This is a genomic window from Acidovorax benzenivorans, assembly GCF_028680575.1.
GTDB classification, from domain to species: Bacteria; Pseudomonadota; Gammaproteobacteria; order Burkholderiales; family Burkholderiaceae_C; genus Acidovorax; species Acidovorax benzenivorans.
Map to the genome: position 1 here is coordinate 1 of NZ_JAPCKI010000007.1, position 18,362 is coordinate 18,362.

At 60.6% G+C, this 18,362-nt stretch carries 20 protein-coding genes; 4 read left to right on the plus strand and 16 right to left on the minus strand.

Annotation, left to right across the window (positions count from 1 at the left end; genetic code table 11):
- Window positions 1-295 precede the first annotated feature (295 nt).
- Window positions 296-1,393: a bifunctional diaminohydroxyphosphoribosylaminopyrimidine deaminase/5-amino-6-(5-phosphoribosylamino)uracil reductase RibD gene (ribD, locus tag OIN59_RS13720; protein WP_274111200.1), complete on the plus strand. Its 1,098-nt coding sequence runs from the start codon at window positions 296-298 to the stop codon at window positions 1,391-1,393.
- 121 nt (window positions 1,394-1,514) lie between these two features.
- Complete coding sequence (locus tag OIN59_RS13725) at window positions 1,515-3,416, plus strand: ATP-binding cassette domain-containing protein (RefSeq protein ID WP_274111202.1); 1,902 nt, start codon at window positions 1,515-1,517, stop codon at window positions 3,414-3,416.
- Window positions 3,417-3,496: 80 nt separating this feature from the next.
- Here the strand turns inward: OIN59_RS13725 and OIN59_RS13730 are convergent, their stop codons facing one another.
- The 7 genes from OIN59_RS13730 to OIN59_RS13760 all read right to left on the minus strand — a co-directional run bounded on the left by OIN59_RS13730 (window position 3,497) and on the right by OIN59_RS13760 (window position 9,988).
- Entirely contained in the window at window positions 3,497-4,600 is a 1,104-nt protein-coding gene (locus OIN59_RS13730) for a protein-glutamate methylesterase/protein-glutamine glutaminase (RefSeq protein ID WP_274111204.1), read from the minus strand.
- A gap of 15 nt (window positions 4,601-4,615) precedes the next feature.
- Complete coding sequence (gene cheD, locus OIN59_RS13735; protein ID WP_274111206.1) at window positions 4,616-5,365, minus strand: chemoreceptor glutamine deamidase CheD; 750 nt, start codon at window positions 5,363-5,365, stop codon at window positions 4,616-4,618.
- A 30-nt stretch (window positions 5,366-5,395) separates the two neighbouring features.
- The gene (locus tag OIN59_RS13740; RefSeq protein WP_274111208.1) at window positions 5,396-6,301 is read right to left on the minus strand and encodes a CheR family methyltransferase; all 906 of its coding nucleotides are present in this window, start codon (window positions 6,299-6,301) and stop codon (window positions 5,396-5,398) included.
- A 103-nt stretch (window positions 6,302-6,404) separates the two neighbouring features.
- Window positions 6,405-6,893 carry a chemotaxis protein CheW gene (locus OIN59_RS13745; protein ID WP_056648307.1) on the minus strand — a complete coding sequence of 163 codons (489 nt, stop codon included), beginning with the start codon at window positions 6,891-6,893 and terminating at the stop codon, window positions 6,405-6,407.
- A gap of 54 nt (window positions 6,894-6,947) precedes the next feature.
- On the minus strand, window positions 6,948-9,089 hold the full coding sequence (locus tag OIN59_RS13750; protein WP_274111212.1) for a chemotaxis protein CheA: 2,142 nt from the start codon (window positions 9,087-9,089) through the stop codon (window positions 6,948-6,950).
- Between the two features lie 40 nt (window positions 9,090-9,129).
- Entirely contained in the window at window positions 9,130-9,492 is a 363-nt protein-coding gene (locus tag OIN59_RS13755) for a response regulator (RefSeq protein WP_015015796.1), read from the minus strand.
- A 49-nt stretch (window positions 9,493-9,541) separates the two neighbouring features.
- Window positions 9,542-9,988 carry a hypothetical protein gene (locus OIN59_RS13760; protein ID WP_274111216.1) on the minus strand — a complete coding sequence of 149 codons (447 nt, stop codon included), beginning with the start codon at window positions 9,986-9,988 and terminating at the stop codon, window positions 9,542-9,544.
- 188 nt (window positions 9,989-10,176) lie between these two features.
- Here OIN59_RS13760 and OIN59_RS13765 point away from each other — a divergent pair, with 188 nt between their 5' ends.
- Both OIN59_RS13765 and OIN59_RS13770 read left to right on the plus strand, forming a co-directional pair.
- Entirely contained in the window at window positions 10,177-11,286 is a 1,110-nt protein-coding gene (locus tag OIN59_RS13765) for a hybrid sensor histidine kinase/response regulator (protein ID WP_274111218.1), read from the plus strand.
- Window positions 11,283-11,912: a response regulator gene (locus tag OIN59_RS13770; RefSeq protein ID WP_274111220.1), complete on the plus strand. Its 630-nt coding sequence runs from the start codon at window positions 11,283-11,285 to the stop codon at window positions 11,910-11,912. The genes OIN59_RS13765 and OIN59_RS13770 overlap by 4 nt, the downstream gene beginning before the upstream one ends.
- A gap of 16 nt (window positions 11,913-11,928) precedes the next feature.
- Here OIN59_RS13770 and fliR read toward each other — a convergent pair whose 3' ends face one another.
- The 9 genes from fliR to OIN59_RS13815 form a co-directional block, all read right to left on the minus strand.
- A complete protein-coding gene (gene fliR / locus OIN59_RS13775; protein WP_274111222.1) occupies window positions 11,929-12,699 on the minus strand; it encodes a flagellar biosynthetic protein FliR in 771 nt (256 codons plus the stop codon).
- 126 nt (window positions 12,700-12,825) lie between these two features.
- Entirely contained in the window at window positions 12,826-13,095 is a 270-nt protein-coding gene (fliQ, locus tag OIN59_RS13780; protein ID WP_015015801.1) for a flagellar biosynthesis protein FliQ, read from the minus strand.
- 11 nt (window positions 13,096-13,106) lie between these two features.
- Complete coding sequence (gene fliP / locus OIN59_RS13785) at window positions 13,107-13,856, minus strand: flagellar type III secretion system pore protein FliP (RefSeq protein ID WP_274111663.1); 750 nt, start codon at window positions 13,854-13,856, stop codon at window positions 13,107-13,109.
- 34 nt (window positions 13,857-13,890) lie between these two features.
- A complete protein-coding gene (locus tag OIN59_RS13790) occupies window positions 13,891-14,256 on the minus strand; it encodes a FliO/MopB family protein (RefSeq protein ID WP_274111227.1) in 366 nt (121 codons plus the stop codon).
- 7 nt (window positions 14,257-14,263) lie between these two features.
- Window positions 14,264-14,704: a flagellar motor switch protein FliN gene (gene fliN / locus OIN59_RS13795; RefSeq protein WP_274111229.1), complete on the minus strand. Its 441-nt coding sequence runs from the start codon at window positions 14,702-14,704 to the stop codon at window positions 14,264-14,266.
- Window positions 14,694-15,698, minus strand: coding sequence for a flagellar motor switch protein FliM (gene fliM / locus OIN59_RS13800; RefSeq protein ID WP_274111231.1), 1,005 nt, complete (start codon window positions 15,696-15,698; stop codon window positions 14,694-14,696). The genes fliN and fliM overlap by 11 nt, the downstream gene beginning before the upstream one ends.
- A 22-nt stretch (window positions 15,699-15,720) precedes the next feature.
- Window positions 15,721-16,329 (minus strand): flagellar basal body-associated FliL family protein, encoded by a 609-nt coding sequence (locus OIN59_RS13805; RefSeq protein WP_274111233.1) that lies wholly within the window; start codon window positions 16,327-16,329, stop codon window positions 15,721-15,723.
- A 194-nt stretch (window positions 16,330-16,523) separates the two neighbouring features.
- Complete coding sequence (locus OIN59_RS13810; protein WP_274111235.1) at window positions 16,524-17,111, minus strand: flagellar hook-length control protein FliK; 588 nt, start codon at window positions 17,109-17,111, stop codon at window positions 16,524-16,526.
- A gap of 785 nt (window positions 17,112-17,896) precedes the next feature.
- A complete protein-coding gene (locus tag OIN59_RS13815) occupies window positions 17,897-18,346 on the minus strand; it encodes a flagellar export protein FliJ (protein WP_274111237.1) in 450 nt (149 codons plus the stop codon).
- Window positions 18,347-18,362: the final 16 nt, after the last annotated feature.

Below are 18,362 nucleotides of genomic sequence, written 5' to 3' on the forward strand. Positions count from 1 at the left end.
CAATCCACAGCAGCACAAAGCACCACCACAAACCGCCCCATCAACCTGATCACTTGCGCTCTCAGGTCTCAGTAGCGAAGCCCTCGACTATAGCACGGTTTGTACAGGCAGCAGGGGAAACCCGAGGCTTTATCCGCACCCGCTCAACCACCCACCAATCCAGCAACCCCAGCCTCCAAAGCATCTATGAACAGATACGCCACGCCTCTCTAGCAGCGGTTGGCATTGAGCACTGAACGTCGCGTAAGCTGCCGTAACGACAACTCGGACCGTTCGCTCTTCATCGACACCTACCATGACGGATTACACAAAGACGGCATTGGATCTCGCCCAAGAGGCCATGTACCGCACCTCCCCCAATCCCCGGGTGGGTTGCGTGCTCGTAAACAACGCCGGCACCATCATTGGCCAAGGATCCACACAGCGCGCGGGGGGGGCACATGCTGAGGTGATGGCCCTGCGCGACGCAGAACAGCGGGGTAATTCGCCCCAGGGCGCTACCGCCTACGTCACGCTAGAACCTTGCTCACACCACGGGCGCACAGGTCCTTGCTGCGATGCGTTGATTCAAGCGGGCATCACCAAAGTGATCGCATCGATCGCCGACCCCAACCCCGCAGTGGCGGGCAACGGGTTTGCCCGCCTGCGTGCTGCAGGCATAGCTGTGGATGTAGGACAGGGGGCAGAGGCATCCAGGGAACTGAACCTGGGGTTTTTCAGCAGGATGATTCGAAAAAAGCCTTGGTTGCGGATGAAAGCAGCCGCCTCGCTCGACGGTGTAACCGCATTGACCAATGGAGCAAGCCAATGGATCACCGGGCCCGCTGCGCGTGCTGACGGACATGCCTGGCGCGCAAGGGCTTGCGCGGTACTGACTGGCATCGGAACCGTGCTCGCGGACAACCCGAGACTGGATGTGCGGGATGTACAGACCGATCGACAGCCAGCCCTCGTTTTGGTGGACAGTGCACTGGCAGTACCTTTGGACGCGTTGCTTTTCGCAGCAAAACGCCCTGTCTATATCTATTCAGCGGTTGCGCATGAGGAGAAACGCCGTGCGCTGGAAGCTTTGGGCGCCATCGTGATCACGATGCCGAACAATGTCGGCAAGGTGGATTTGCCAGCGATGGTGCAAGACCTGGGACGCAGGGAGATCAATGAGTTGCACGTTGAAGCGGGATACAAGCTCAATGGCTCACTGCTGCGCGAAGGCCTGGTGGATGAATTGCTGGTCTATCTCGCCCCCAAGCTGATTGGAGAGGGCATGGGAATGGCTCAGATGACTCCTTTGGCCGCGCTTTCTGAGGCGCATGCCCTTAGCTTCCATTCGGTGGATCGAATCGGGGAAGATTTGCGCATCCTTGCGCGCTTGCAGGGGCGCGACAGGTTCTGACGCAATACAGGCGGAGCTCACCGCCCAATCTTTCGCAAGTCAAAGCCCCCCCACACTACCGCCAAGCCATCAGGGACGGGCGCAAAAGCCCAATAGAGCGCGACACGGATAATCCCGCCCTATGGCACTTATCACCTTACTGGACGCCCAACTCGCATTTGGGCATGTTGCATTGCTGGATCACGCCGGCTTTTCCCTGGAGACCGCCGAGCGGGTTGGCCTGATTGGCCGCAATGGCGCGGGGAAATCCTCCCTTCTCAAAATCCTGGGAGGACTTGCCAAACCGGACGATGGCACCTTACAAGTTCAGCAAGGGGTGCGCATTGCATTCGTCGCGCAAGAGCCCACGTTAGACCCCAATGCCACCATTTTCAAGGCGGCCTCCGAGGGCCTGCAGCGCGTGATCGCTATCCGCGATCAATACCTTTCGGGCGCGGACGGCCTGGATCTGGATGCCTTGCAATCGGAGATCGAGGCCTACGATGCCTGGAACTGGGAGCAGCGTGTAGAAGAAACCTTGCAGAGGTTGCATCTGGACCCCGAAGCCGTGGTCGGAACACTCTCTGGCGGCACCAAAAAACGCGTGGCGCTGGCGCAGGCGCTGGTAGCGCGCCCTGATGTGTTGCTGTTGGACGAGCCGACCAACCACCTGGATTTGGACTCCATCGAGTGGCTGGAGGACCTGCTGCTGGACTTTCCGGGCAGCGTCGTGACCATCACCCACGACCGGTCCTTCCTGGACCGCGTGGCCACCCGCATCGTGGAGCTGGACCGAGGACAGTTGCGCTCCTATCCCGGCAACTTTGCCCAGTACCAGATCCAAAAAGAGGAGCAGTTGGCACAGGAGGCGGTGATCGCAGCCAAGGCCGACAAACTGTTGGCACAAGAAGAAGTGTGGATCCGACGTGGCGTAGAAGCGCGCCGCACCCGCAGCCAAAGCCGCATCAGCCGCCTGGAACAGTTACGCGCTCGCCGAGAGGCTCGCCGCGAAGTCGTTGGCAGCGTGCGCATGGATGTTGCCAGCGGAGGCTCCAACGGTTACCAGGGCAAGATCGTGGCGGAACTGCAAGGGGTGAGCAAATCCTTCGGCGACAAAACCATCGTGCACAACTTCTCCGGGACCATACTGCGCGGGGACAAGGTGGGTCTGATCGGCCCGAACGGCGCTGGCAAAACCACGCTGCTCAAGATGATCCTGGGCGAACTACAGGCCGACAAAGGCACCATCCGGCAGGGAGCGAACCTGCAGGTAGCCTACTTTGACCAGATGCGCCATGCCGTCAACCTCGACGCCACGCTGGAGGACTTCATCAGCCCCGGCAGCGAATGGATCGAGATCGGCAATCAGCGCAAACATGTCAAGAGCTATCTAAGTGACTTTTTGTTCTCCCCCGCGCGCGCGCACTCCCCAGTGCGGTCGCTGTCCGGCGGCGAACGCAACCGTCTGCTGCTCGCCCGGCTGTTCGCCCGCCCGGCCAATGTGCTGGTGCTGGACGAACCCACGAACGACCTGGACATCGACACCCTGGACCTGCTGGAGGAGTTGCTCGAAAACTACGACGGCACGGTGTTCCTGGTCAGCCATGACCGCACCTTCCTCGACAACGTGGTGACCAGCACCCTCGCTTTTGAAGGCAACGGCCTGTGGCGCGAGTACGAAGGCGGCGTACAGGACTGGCTGCTCCAATCCAAACGCAGTCGGTCGCTGCAAGCTGCTGCTGCAACGTCCGCCAAACCGTCCACCCCCGAAATTTCAGATCAAAACACGCCGGAGCGCTTATCTAATAAGCCTGCACAGCTATCAAAAAAGAAGCTTAGCTACAAAGAGCAGCGCGAACTGGATCAACTGCCCGACCTGATCAGCGCGCTGGAGACTGAACAAAAAACCCTTCAGGACGCACTGGCTGACGGATCACTCTTTGGCATCGACCCAACTCGCGCCGCCGCCATGACAGGCCGAGCCGCCGCCATCGACGAAGAGCTGATGACGGCACTGGAGCGATGGACCGCACTCTCTGAATAGGCGCGAGCGCACTCCCTACATCGGACACTCCTGAGGCAGGCCATTGCGCAGGCCTGTCCCTCAGGAAGCAGCGATAGCCCTCAAATCCGGTGGTGCAGGCGGTCCGTCGTTCCGCGCAAACGAGCAATCAACGCTGGGGCAATCTGCCCCAGCGGCAGCACCTCGTCGGCAGCGCCATGGGCAATAGCCTCGCGCGGCATGCCAAACACGATGCAGGTCGCTTCGTCCTGAACGTAGTTGTAGCTGCCCGCGTCTTTCATCTCACGCATTGCGACTGCGCCATCGTTGCCCATGCCTGTGAGCATGATGCCAAACGCATTGCGCCCCACCACCGCCGCTGCGGACTTGAAGAGCACCTCGACCGAGGGCTTGTGGCGATTGACCGGTGGACCATCGTCCACCACCGCCACATAGTTGGCGCCACTGCGGGCTACATGGAACTGGGTGCCGCCCGGCGCGATGTAGGCGTGGCCGGGCAAAATGCGCTCGCCATTCACAGCTTCCTTGACTGTGATCTGGCACAGCCCGTTCAAGCGAGCCGCAAAACTGGTGGTGAACCCTGGGGGCATGTGCTGGGTGATCACAATCGCGGGTGAGTCCGCAGGCATCTGGACCAGCACCTCCTTGATGGCTTCCGTGCCCCCTGTGGACGCCCCGATGCAGATGAGCTTTTCGGTGGACAGACGGCCCAGCAACCCAGCCGCAGGCACGGCAAGAGGCACGGCAGCGCCACCCGGCCCGCTGGCTGGTGCTGTGTCGCGCGTCGGCGCGCGGCGCACCTGCGCAACGGCAGCGACACGGATCTTGTCCACAATCTGCGCCGCCAAGTCATTGAGCCCGTTGGCCAGCCCTACGCGCGGTTTGGCCACAAAGTCCACCGCGCCCAACTCCAAGGCCCTCATCGTGACCTCAGCACCACGCTCGGTCAGCGTAGAGATCATCACCACCGGCGTAGGCCGCAGGCGCATGAGGCGGCCCAGAAAATCAATGCCATCCATGCGGGGCATCTCAACATCCAGGGTAATGACATCCGGATCCAATTCGCGAATCATCTCGCGCGCCACCAAGGGGTCATTGGCAGTGCCAATGCACTCCATGTCGCGCTGGCGGTTGATGATCTCCGACAGCAGACTACGGACCAGCGCCGAATCGTCCACCACGATCACCCGGATTTTCCTGCTCATTAACTCAAACCTTTATCAAAACAGATCCACAGAACCACCCGATGTGGTCTTGGCCACAGTGGCGGCATTGCCACGGACCTCCTGGGCCACCAGGGTTTCGGGATGGGCATGCGCCAGCCGCTTGACCATGGCTTTGCCTGTCACCGGGAAAAAAACCACTTTGCGTGGGTAGATGTCCAGCACATCCTCGGAGACGATCGGAATACGTTCCGTGTGCAAATAATTCAACACAAAATTCGTGTTGCGCTCACCCACGTTCATGGTGGTGAAGTTGTGCATGACCTGGGCGCCCCCAAAAATCTTGGCCTGCATAGTTTCACGGCGGGCTCCGAGCTTGAGCATTTCGTTGATCAACAGCTCCATGGCGTAGGAACCATACCGCCCCGATGCGTCCGCCAGATCTCCATCAGGCAGCATGAAATGGTTCATGCCCCCAATACGCGCGCGGCTGTCCCACAGGCAGGCCGCGATGCACGAACCCAGCACGGTCATGATGACCATGTTCTCATCCGACACAAAATATTCGCCGGGTAGCACCTTCACCGCGTTGTGCTGAAAGTGGTGATCAAGGTAGAAAAATGAGGCTTCTCCCGGCTTGCGGCTGCGTGCCTTGAGTTCCTGCAGCGACGACTCCCGTGCGGGCCCGTTGCCCGAGGTGTAGATGTCGGCGCTCAGCGGCGCGATGCGCGGAGCGCGGCGTCTTTCGGAAGAACCGGGCACAGCCGCGGCACTGGAAGAGGATGAACCTGTGTGAATGTTGGTCATGGGTGCAATGTGCAGGACAACATGGACAGGTCAGCGGCGCTCGTACACCGTCTTGCCACGCAGGGTGAACAGATCTTTGGACTCGCTGAAGTTCTCGGCGTGCCCCACAAACAGCATGCCACCCGGTTTGAGCACGCGGTGGATTCTTTCGAGCACGCGCCGCTGCGTGGGGGCATCAAAGTAAATCATCACGTTTCGGCAGAAAACCACATCGAACGGCTCTTTGAACGGCCAATCGTCGCGGATGAGGTTCACGCTCATGAAGTCGATGGCACGCCGCAGTTCAGGCTTGGCGCGGACCATGCCCGCATTCCCGCCCTTGCCTTTGAGAAAGAATTTCTGCAGGCGCTCAGGACTCAAGCCCTTGACGCTGTCGAGCCGGTACACGCCCTGCGCGGCCGTGGCCAGCACGCGCGAGTCGATGTCACTGGCCGTCAATTTGAAAGAAGCATTGGCTCCCAGCGCCTCCAGCGCAGTGATCACGATGGAATAGGGCTCTTCGCCAGTGGACGCTGCGTTGCACCAAACCTTCCAGCCGGCCGATGGTTTGGACCGCAGGTGCGACGCAAAAATTTCGAAGTGATGCTGCTCACGGAAAAAGGCCGTGAGGTTGGTGGTCAATGCATTCACAAACTCCTGCCACTCCGGCCCATCGTGGGTCTCCAGCCAGCTCAGGTAGTCGTGAAAACTGGTGTACCCGGTGTCGCGCAGCCGTCGCGATAGGCGGCTATACACCATCGCGTGCTTGCCATCATGCAGGCTGATGCCAGCGCGCTGATAGATAAGGGCCTGAACCCGGGCAAAGTCTGCGTTGGTCCAGACAAACTCCCGCCCTTGCGCCAAAGGGCCAGAGGGCGCTGCCGCTGCAGCATGCGAAGGATCTGCCCTTGCTGGGCCTGACCGGACTGACGCAGAAGCACTGGTGGTTTGGGCCATATTGATCGTCCGAGAGGAAATCCTGTTCGCTCCAAAAGGTCTGCAAGCCCTGCTCACAGCCTGACATGCGCCTGCACCACCACTGGCTGCTGACTATTGCGCCTCATTCGTTGGCGGTCACCAAGCCCATGTCCACGCTGGACATGAGCTTCTCAATATCCAGCAAGATCAACATGCGCTCGCCCACCGACCCCAGGCCCAGAATGCAACTGTTGTCAATGGCACTCTCGATATCGGGCGCCGATCGAATGCTTTCAGGCGTCAGCTCCATCACATCGCTCACGGAATCCACCACGATACCCACCACACGGTTGCGCAGGTTGAGGATGATGACCACCGTGAAACTGTTGTAGTCCGCCTGCGCGCAGTTGAACTTGATGCGCATGTCCACGATGGGAACAATCGTGCCACGCAAATTGACCACGCCCTTGATGAAGTCCGGCGCGTTCGCAATGCGTGTGGGTGGCTCGTAGCCACGGATTTCCTGCACCTTCAGAATGTCGATGCCGTACTCTTCCTGGTCGAGGCGGAACGTCAGATATTCACGCGCGCCCGTAGGTGCAGCGTCTGCAGCTTTACCGATCACACTCATGGTGCATTCTCCTTTCATGACGGCGCAGCGCCTCCCGGGCGCCCGCGCCTGTATCTAGTGGCGCGCCCGGCGCACCAAGCCACCCGTGTCCAAAATCAATGCCACGGTGCCGTCGCCCAAAATGGTGGCGCCCGATACGTTGGGCACCTTGCGGTAATTCGACTCCAGGTTCTTGACCACCACCTGGTGCTGGCCGAGCAACTCATCTACCAGCAGCGCCACACGGCTGCCATCAGCCTCTACAACCACCATGATGTTGCTGGATTTATTGAGGTCAAAGCGCGGGACCTGGAAGATCTTCTCCAGCGCGATGACGGGCATGTATTCGTCGCGCACCTTGACCAACTGCGAGCCTTGCGCGACGGTACTGACATCGTCCGCATTGACCTGGAACGACTCCACCACCGAAGACAGGGGAAGGATGTAGACCTCATCGCCCACACCCACCGACATGCCATCCATGATGGCAAGCGTCAGCGGCAAACGCACCGACACCTTCATGCCGTAACCCTCTGCAGAATCGATCTCTACCGAGCCGTTGAGCGCTGCGATATTGCGCTTGACCACGTCCATGCCGACACCACGGCCGGACACATCGGTCACCTCGTCAGCCGTGGAGAAGCCGGGGGCAAAGATCAGCTGCCAGACATCGGCATCGCTCATCTGCTCCGACACCTCAATACCGCGCTCCTGGGCCTTGCCAAGGATTTTCTCGCGCGACAGGCCACGGCCGTCATCGCGCACCTCGATCACGATCGAGCCGCCTTGGTGCGACGCCGACAGCGTGATGGTGCCATGCTCGGATTTGCCCTTGGCAAGCCGATCAGCAGGCATTTCGATGCCATGGTCGCAGCTGTTGCGCACCAGGTGGGTCAGCGGGTCGGTGATCTTTTCAACCAGCCCCTTGTCCAGTTCGGTGGCTTCACCCAAAGTCACCAGCTCCACCTTCTTGCCCAACTTGTTCGCTAGGTCGCGCAGCATGCGCGGGAAGCGGCTGAAAACGATGGACATCGGAATCATACGGATCGACATCACCGACTCTTGCAAGTCGCGCGTGTTGCGATCCAGGTCCGCCAGCCCGGCCAACAACTGCTGGTACGCGCCAGCATCGAGCCCCCGGCTGTTCTGCGCCAACATCGCCTGGGTAATCACCAGCTCACCCACCAAGTTGATCAGCTGATCGACTTTCTTCACGTCCACGCGGATGGTCGTGGACTCCATCTGCGCCTGCATTGCCACCTTGGGCTCGGCAGCCTTGGGAGCGGCCTTTGGAACTTGAGGCGCAGGCGCAGGCGCAGTTGCCACTGCTTCACCATGGGGCGCGCCAGGTGCGCCGGTGAAGAATCCGTAAGGTGCTTCGCCCGCCGATGCATCCACAGCAGCCGCAGCCTCATCATCGGCACCAGCGGCAGCGGCAGCACCATCGTCCGAAGCAGCCGCATCACGAATCAGCACCTGCTCCTTGGCAACGTGGAAGGCAAACAGGTCCAGCAGATCGTCGTTGGTAGAAGTCGTTTCCACCGCAAAGACCCGCGTGTTGGCTTGGCTGCCCTGCACATCGCGGATCGCACCCAAACCGGGGATGTCACGGAACAGTTCCTTGATCGCATCAGCTTGCTCGGGGCGATCCAGCGGGCCGATATGGATCTCCAACTGCCGCGCCTGGCCGGGCACTGCGGGGGAGGAAGGCTTGGGCGCCGGAGCTGCCGCTACCGGCGCGGGTGCTGGGGGAGGCGGTGCGGCGACCTCGGGCGCATCGTCGCTGGGCACCAAACCTGCCGCCAAGTCACTGATGCGGCGAACCAAGGAGGTGGTGGAAACCGCCTCGCCCTGTCCACCCGCCTGATGGCGAGCCAGCAGGCTGCGGGAAGCGTCGGCAGATTCCAGCAGAACGTCCACCATCTGAGGGATGGGTTGCAGCTCATGGCGGCGCAGACGGTCAAGCAGAGACTCCATCTGATGGGTCAGCTCGGCCACATCAGAAAACCCGAAGGTGGCAGAGCCACCCTTGATCGAGTGAGCGCAACGGAAGATACCGTTGAGTTCTTCGTCGTTGGCACTGCTCAGGTCCAGACTCAGGAGCATCTGCTCCATCTGGTCGAGGTTCTCACCCGCTTCCTCGAAAAAGATCTGATAGAACTGGCTGAGGTCGAAGTCAGCGCCTGCACCTGATCCTTCTTGGTAGGTTTCCGCCATGGTGGGCTCCTGTGTACTAAATGATCTCAGTCAACCCGGCTCAGCGGATCACTTTCTGGATGACTTCGATCAGGCGATTCGGATCAAAAGGTTTTACCAGCCATCCCGTGGCACCCGCCGTGCGGCCCGCCTGCTTCATCTGATCGCTCGACTCTGTCGTCAGGATCAGGATGGGAATAGTCTTGAATTTGGGGTGCTCGCGCAGTTTGCGGGTCAGGCCAATGCCATCAAGACGTGGCATGTTCTGGTCGGCCAAAACTAGGTCAATGTTGTGCGTCTCGGCCTTTTCGAGGGCATCTTGCCCATCCACCGCCTCCACGACGTGATAGCCGGCACCAGTGAGGGTGAACGACACCATTTTGCGCATGGAAGGTGAATCATCAACGGCAAGGATCGATTGCATGTATGGCTCCAACTGACTTGAATATATAAGGTAACCAGTGATGTGAACGTCAAAACAGGTCCACAGAACCTGCATCCATCTCGCTTTGGGTGACAGGATTCGGCCTGTCGGGCGCCATCTCCGCAAAGGGCGCGGCATCTTCACCTTCTTCATGCCCCATGGCTTCCGAGGCCAGCCGGAAGGCGCAGCCCTGCAGCACCTTGGTGGTATGCCATATGAGTTGGGAGGCCATATCCTGGAACTGCAGCTCAGTCACCGCGCTGCGCAGCGCCGTACGCGCGGCCACCAGTTCTGGCGAGTCTGACACCACGGCATCTGTCAACATGGCGTTCGCCTCGCCAAACCGCTCCAGCAGATTGTCGGTGGCGTGGTTCAGCAGGCCTTCCAAGCGGTGCAAATCGTGCATCACGACCAGCAGGGAGTCCTGAAGCTCTGCCGCCACCATGACGGGAACCTGGACAGCAGGTCCTCCAGGCGTTGTTAGCGTAGATTGCATCGTTTCTCCATCGCAGCACGTAGCGGCAAAACACGCAAATACACAGGACTACGATACATGCATCAGTAACCTGCCGAGGCCCCCGAGCAAACCGGAGCATCCGCGCCCATTGGACGCTGACACACAAACCATCCCAACCGGACAAACACCCTTGTTTGTTCCAATTTGTATCCTATGATAGCGCTCCTATGGGCCCTGCAACATCAGACCAGACCCTTGAAATCCTGCATCTTGAAGATTCACCGGCCGATCACGAATTGGCAGCGCGTGCGTTGCGTCGATCCGGGCTCCAATGCCGCCTCCAGCGGGTCGATACTCTTTCAGAATTCCAAAGACTGACGGACAACGGCAGCTTTGACATCATCCTGGCAGATTACCGCCTGCCAGGCTTCACCGCATTGGATGCGTGGGCCCATGTGGCGCAAAAACCGCATCACCCGCCCTTTGTGCTGCTTTCGGGCGCTATCGGCGAGCCTGCGGCGGTAGACGCGATGCGGCTCGGGGTAGCGGACTATCTGCTCAAGGACGATATCCAGCGCCTGCCCCATGTGATCGCCCGGACCTTGGAGGTGCACGAAGCGCGCAATGCGCGCGAGCAGGCCATTGGCGAGTTGGCTGCGTCACAGCGCCGCTTGGCCGAATTGGCCGAACACCTGCAGACCTCCATTGAGCAAGAGCGTGCCTCCATCGCCCGTGAGATTCACGACGACATTGGCGGCGCACTGACGGCCGTGCGCTTTGACGTAGCCTGGATCGGGCGCCACAGCACAGATTCGGCCATGCAAGAACACGCCACATCGGCAGCGGACATGCTGCAACACGCCATCGGCGCCAGCCAGCGCATCATGATGAACCTGCGTCCGCCCATCCTGGAACAAGGGCTGGTTGCGGCCGTCCAGTGGCTGGCCACGGGCTTTGAACGCAGGACCGGCATTCCCACGAGGCTGCAGAGCAGCAACGACACCATTGACACCCCCACCGACGTTCAGTTGGTGGCGTACCGCACCGCCCAGGAAGCATTGACCAATATCTCCAAGCATGCGCAGCCCAGCAAGGTGGACATTGAACTGTCTGACAAGGAGGGGGTATTGACCCTGGAGGTTGCAGACAACGGCCGTGGTATGGATGCCACAGTTCGCGACAAACCCAAGGCCTTCGGCCTCAAGGGCCTTCAAGAGCGTGCGCGTACCGTAGGGGGGTGGCTGGACATCAGCAGTCGCCCGGGTCAGGGCACATCGGTCATCCTGTCCATCCCATTAATATCTCCCTCCACATCCGCTCCAGGAGATGCCCAGTGATCCATGTCGTCTTGTGCGACGACCATGCCGTATTGCGGCGCGGCATTCGCGACACACTCGCCGAAGCACCGGACATTCAGGTGACCGGCGAAGCGGGCGGGTATTCCGAGCTGCGTGAAGTTCTGCGCACGGCCGCCTGTGATGTGCTGCTGCTGGACCTGAACATGCCTGGACGCAGTGGCCTGGAAGTATTGGCCAGTCTGCGCGAGACCCACTCGACCATCAAGGTACTGGTGGTTTCGATGTACCCCGAGGATCAATACGCACTGCGCTGCCTCAAGGCGGGAGCCCAGGGTTACGCCAACAAGGCTGGCGATCCGGTTGAGCTGATTGCGGCAGTACGCACGGTGATGCAGGGGCGCAAGTACCTCACGGCCGAAGTGGCTCAGATGCTGGCAGACAGCCTGGCCCAACCCACGCCAGAGGCGCCCCATACGACACTATCCGAACGCGAACTGCAAACCCTTGTCAAGATTGCCTCGGGTCGGCGCCTGTCGGACATCGCCGAAGAATTGATGCTGAGCCCCAAAACCGTGAGCGTGTACCGCTCACGGGTTCTCGAGAAATTGAAGCTCTCGAACAACGCTGAACTGACCGTTTACGCCATCCGCAACCAACTGGTATAGCCAGCGGCCAGCTTCACTACCGACCGACCGCAAACAGATCCACGGCCTGCTGCATCAACGCCAGCACGGGTTGCTCCAGCATCGGCAATGTTGCCGCAATCCCCAGCATCCCCACCGTGAGCGTGACGGGAAAACCCACCGCATAGATGTTCATTTGCGGCGCCACGCGCGAGATGATGCCCATGGTCAGGTTGACGAACAGCAGCAACGCAATCATGGGCATGGCAATCCAGAGCGCACTGGAAAAGAGCGAAGCCCCCAGCTCATACAAACGCATCTGCCCCAACGCCTGCAGAAAGTTGCCATCGACGGGAAAACGGTCAAAGCTCTTGACCACGGCCATCAGGATCAACAAATGACCGTTGATGACAATGAAGAGCAGCATGGACATGTGGCCAAAAAAACGGGCCACGGCGCTGATCTGCCCATTGGAGGTGGGGTCAAAGAATGAAGCAAAGTTGAGCCCCATCTGCAACCCAATGATTTCGCCGGCCAGCTCGACGGCAGTGAACACAAGGCGGACCGAGAAACCAATCGCCAGCCCTACAGCCACCTGCTGTGCCACCGTGCCCAGCGCCTCACGGCCGTTCACGCTGATGACGGGCTGCTCGCCCAGCACCCCTTGCGCACAAAAGGCCACCAGAAACGCGAGGCCAACCTTGACGCGCATGGGCACAACGCGCATGGAGAACACCGGAGCCACCGAAAACAAGGCCAGCACGCGCAAAAAGGGCCACAGGATGGGAGACAGCCACGCCATGATCTGCGCCTCGGAAAAGGTAATCACGCCCCTCCTCCAATGGCCTGGCTGGGGCCCATTGACGGAAAAGGCGCCAGAGTCCCCTGTGCGGGTCGCCAGCGCAGGCAGCCCTGCATTGTTCTCAGGCAGCCAAGGGCCCAGATTGGCATGGCGCTATCCAATCATCGACGGAATCGATTCGATCGTCCTGCGGATGAAGTCCACCAAGGTGCTGAGCATCCAGGGCCCCGCAATCGCAAACACCACCATGGCAGCAATCAGCTTGGGCACAAAGGCTAGCGTGGCTTCGTGGATCTGCGTGACAGCCTGAAAAATACTGACCAACAAACCCACCGCCATGACCACCCCCAGCACAGGCATGGAAATCATCAACAGCAGCGTGAGGGCATCACGCCCAATGGTCAGCACCATTTGTGAAGTCATGGCGGAATCCTCTAGGTGACGAAGCTGGCGGCCAATGATCCGATCAGCAGGTTCCAGCCGTCTGCCAGCACGAACAACATGAGCTTGAACGGCAATGCCACCAACACCGGCGACAACATCATCATGCCCAGCGACATAAGGATGCTGGACACCACCATGTCGATGACGAGAAACGGGATGAAGATCATGAACCCGATCTGGAACGCCGACTTGAGCTCACTGGTCACAAAGGCCGGCACCAACACACGGATGGGTGCCGTCTCAGCCGTCACTTTGGGGTCAAGACGTGCCAATCTTGAAAAAAGCGCAAAGTCAGATTGCCGCGTCTGCTTGAGCATGAAGCTGCGCATGGGCGCCTCTGCCCTGTCCAGCGCCTGTTCGAAGCTGATCGTGTTGTTGGTGTAGGGAACGTACGCATCCTGGTACACACGATCCAGCGTCGGCCCCATGACAAAAAAGGTCAGGAACAACGACAGACCGATGATGACCTGGTTGGGGGGGGCCGACTGCGTTCCCAAGGCTTGGCGCAGCAAGGACAACACGATCACGATGCGAGTAAAGCCCGTCATCATCAACAGCACCGCAGGCAAAAACGACAGCGCCGTAAAAAACAGCAAGGTCTGGATTGGCACCGAGTAGCTGGCGCCAGATGGCCCACTGCCTACCACCAGTGGCAATGCGCCTGCGCTTTGGGCCCAGGCAGAGTCCTGTGCCACCAGGCCCAAGACAGCGACGGCCCACGGCCATGAACGCCACGCCATCCGCGCCCCACGCTTTACGAGGGAGGGTTGGCTTTCAGACATGTGCGGGCTTTCCAGAATCAGCGGACGCAGTTCGCATCTCCTGGGCAAACGACGGCCCCGCTGGGAGTGGTGCCTTCACCGCCTCACCAGCCCCCTTGGCCGTCACTGGCAGCACATGCAGGCAGCTGACCTGCTGCGCAGTGACGCCCAACACCAGCCAGGTACGCGCATTTTCAGGTCCGACTTCCACCGTCACTACCCGCTGTTGGGGCCCGACGGCTACTGCCGACACCACACGGGACGCCGCCCCGACAGCCAGCGCCCCAGCGGCCTGACGCTGCTGCAACCGCCGCACAGCCCACGGAAGCAACGCCATGGCGCCCACAAAAAGCACCACGACGAGCAGTGTCTGCGTCATGCTCCCACTATCCACGGCTCACCCGGCGCAAACGTTCCGACGGCGTGACCACATCGGTCAGGCGGATACCGAACTTGTCATTGACCACCACCACTTCGCCTTGGGCGATGAGGTATCCATTGACCAGCACATCCATGGGCTCGCCCGCCAGCGCATCCAGTTCCACCACCGAGCCTTGCGCCAGTTGGAGGATGTACTTGATGGGCACTTTAGTGCGCCCCAACTCCACCGACAGCTGCACCGGAATATCCAGCACCATGTTGATGTCGTTGACGCTATCGCCGCCCGCAGCGCCGGAAAATGGCCGCACAGGCTCGCCCGAGAGCGGCCCCCCCTGCTCTGCGTCCGCCGGCTTGTCATCCGTCCGCTTCTGCTCTTCGAGCGCCTCGGCCCAACCCGCAAACGGGTCGTCCGCGCCTGCATCCTTGTTGTCTTCTTCAGTTGCCATTTTTCTCTCCCAGCCAGCTCATGTCCGATGTACGCAGGCACTCTTCAATGCGGATGGCGTACTTGGAATTGTGGGTTCCATACTGGCATTCAAAAATTGGAACCCCTCCGATCGACGCACGGATGCGGGGCTCACGGTCCAGCTCTATGAAGTCACCCGGCTTCATGGCCAGCAATTGCTCCACGGTGGCATCAGCCTTCGCCAGCTCCGCCACCAGTGTGACTTCTGCTGACTGGATTTCACGCTTGAGCACATTCACCCAACGGCGGTCCACTTCAATGGAATCGCCCTGCGTGGACGAATACAGCACATCGCGAATTGGCTCTAGCGTTGCATACGGCATGCAGATATGAATAGCGCCTGAAAGGTCACCGATTTCCAGTTGGAAAGCCGTGGACACCACGATCTCGCTGGGTGTGGCGATGTTGGCAAACTGGGGTTGCATTTCCGAGCGCTGGTATTCCAGCTCCAACGGGTAGATGCCCTGCCAAGCCTTCTTGTACTCCGCACAGATCACATCCACGAGCCGGTTGATGACGCGCTGCTCGGTGGGCGAAAAATCACGGCCCTCAATGCGGGTCTGGAACTTTCCGACCCCGCCATACAGGGTGTCAATGATGCCGAAGACCAGCGAAGGCTCACAGACGATGAGCCCGCTGCCGCGCAAGGGACGGATCGCCACGATGTTGAAGTTTGTGGGCACCGCCAGCTCCCGCAGGAACGCGCTGTAGCGTTGCACCGACACGGTCCCCACCGAAATTTCGGGGCTGCGGCGGATGAAGTTGAACAGCCCGATACGGAAGTTGCGTGCAAACCGCTCGTTGACGATTTCCATCGTCGGCATGCGGCCACGGACAATGCGTTCCTGGCTGGAAATGTCGTAGTTGCGTACCGCCCCCGCCTCAGCCACTTCCTCGACGGACTTCTGGCTCTCGCCAGTGACCCCTTCCAGAAGGGCATCGACCTCTTCCTGCGAAAGAAATGAATCACTCATGGCTGGTCCTTGCCCGGCTGGCTCATTGGATGATGAAGCTCGAAAAGAGCACCTTGCGCACAGGATTGCGCTCTGTACGCTCTGTGCGCTTTCGCGCGGCGGGACGCTCCTCTGCATCCCCCTCGTCATGCTCGGCGGCAGCCGCCGCCTTGGCACGCTCGCGCTCTGACGGCACTGAATAGCCCAAGGGCCGCGAGACCTCGCGCAAGATATCGGTGGCCAATTTCTCCTTGCCCTCGCGCTGCAGCAGTTCCGTGGACGTGCGCTGCGACACCAGCATCAGGATGCCACTGCGAATCGTTGGCAGGTACTGCTTGACCTGTTCCGCAGTCTTGGCGTCTTCCAGCTCCAGGGTGATGCCAATCTGCGCAAAGCGGTCACCGCCCGGATCAGCAAGATTGACCACCATGTTTTCCATGGGCAAGAAGGTGGGGGCCACTTTAGGGGCTTCCTTGTGTGCGGCAGGCGCACCGCCGCCCTCTTCGTCCTCTGCGGCATGCGAGCGACTGGAGATAAACCACGCTGCCGCCCCCCCTCCAATCACCAGCACAGCCACCACCACGCCGATGATGATCAACAGCATTTTCTTGCTTTTGGCGGGCGCTGCTGCTGCGGGAGTATTGGCTGACACGATGGAATTCCTTGCGGTAGGGAACAGGCGGCACTGGCGCTATCAAAGCGCAAGCTCCACCGGGTAGCCCATTATTGGTCGGGGGTGTAACCAATAATAGCCAGAATAAAAGCCCAAAACCATGGCATTCACCGCGCTCGCCTGCACTGCTGGGGTGAACAGAACTGTGGGCTGTCCACATCACTCCACAAAAATCAGACGAATACGTCTACAGCGCGGTCCGTGGCCCCGCCACCGCGCGCCAGCGAGGCCGTGCCTGCGGGCACGGCAGACACCACCTGCGCCTGGCGCGCTCCGTCGCGAGGGCGCTGCTGCCCCGCCTCGCCACCATCCGCGCTGTCGCGCGCCGATGTACCCACCGACATGCCTGACAACACCAAGCCCTCGCTGCGCAACAAGTCGCTCAACTGCGCCATGCTCTGGTCCAGCAGCTCCCGCGTCTGCTGTTGGTCGCTGCGGAACGACACATGCGCTTCATTGCCCGACAGAGACACCGACACCTCCACCGGCTGCCCATCACGCTGCAGCGTCAATTCCGCGTTCTGGGTCTTCTGATTCACCCAGTAGGCCACCTGCTCGGCCACCTGATCCTCTGCCCCCAGGGCGTTTGGGTCCGCAGTGACCGTTGCGTCGGTGAAGTTGCCCGACTCTACAGGTGATGCCCCGGATGCACCTTCAGACCAGGCGCCGCCCGCCCCTGTGCCATCGCCATTGGAACGCCCGTCAGCCGGTGACTCTGGAGCATGTGCTGGCCCGACAGCCGCCAGCAGACCGTCCGCCAAAGGTGGTACCCCGTCCGCGCCCGCAGCAGGATTTGACTGAGCAACTCCTGATCGCTCCACCGCTGAGCCAGCCATCACCCCTGCGACAGCCCGCTCTCCGACAGAGGAAACCAGCGCGACGGAGGCACTCTGAACGGCATTGGAACGCGCTGCAGAATCCCGCAAGGTGGCTGAACCCAAGGGTGCATCGGCCGCCCCCATGCCGCCGGCTCGTTGAGCGCTAGCACTCTGCAAGCGCGAGAAGGCACGCCCCAAACCAGCCAAGGCTCCTTGCGAAGGCTCCTCCTTGAGGTCAGCGGACGTATCCAGCTTCACAGTCTCGGCAACCAACCCTTGGGGCATGCCCAGCATGTCACTGAGCGCATTTCCTGGGGAGGCTACAAGTCCTTGCACGCCCGACTGCATTCCTGCCGCTATGCCACCCCAACCTGGGTTGGCCGATTGAGACGCTCCCAAGGCAGTCTGCCCATTGAAAGCACCCAGTTCATTCCTGTCTTGCGTCGGAGCAAGCAGGCCTTGCCATGCAGCCATGGCAGAAGTATCTGCCGCAGACAACGAGGCGACATCAGCGCCGCTTTCAGCAGAAGGCAACAGAGTTTCACCCGAGGCATCGCCAAGCGGATTCCCGTCCGCCCCGCCCCCCAACGCCGCCAGCAGCGCCAAAAAACCGCCCCCAGCAGCAGGATCGCTAGCATCTGTGGCCGAAGGCTGGGACGGCGACTTGGTGCGGGCCGCGTGGGCGGGCTGGGTGCCCTGCGAGGAGGCTACTTTGGTCGGTTCCATGTTCAATTCTCCTGGCCAGCGTTGCGGTACTGCAGCGCGGCACGTTCATCGGTCTGTTTCTGGTCCCTGCGCTGCTGCTGCAGGGCAAGGTCGTTGCGCCGCTTGTCCACCACCTTGCGCAAACTGGCCAACCTCAGCTCTGCATCCAGCAGTGCGCGCTGCGCAGCCTGTACCCGCGCAGACTGGTCACCCACCACACCGGTCTGGATGCTGGCCGCATGGCCCAGCCGGTCCATGAACTGGTAGTGGTGGTACATCACTTCAGGCTGCATGGCCGTGTTGGCCTTCACACCCCAACGGGACTCGGTTTCACGGGCATAGTCTTCCAGCTGACCGAGCTGGGCGCGCGCAGCCTGCTCGGCAGCCAGGGTGTCCTGCAGCACCTTGCGGGCATCGTCCCGCTTGCGTGTGGCCACTTCGACTGCGACAGAGAGGGCACTGAGACCGGACATGATGAATTACCTGTCA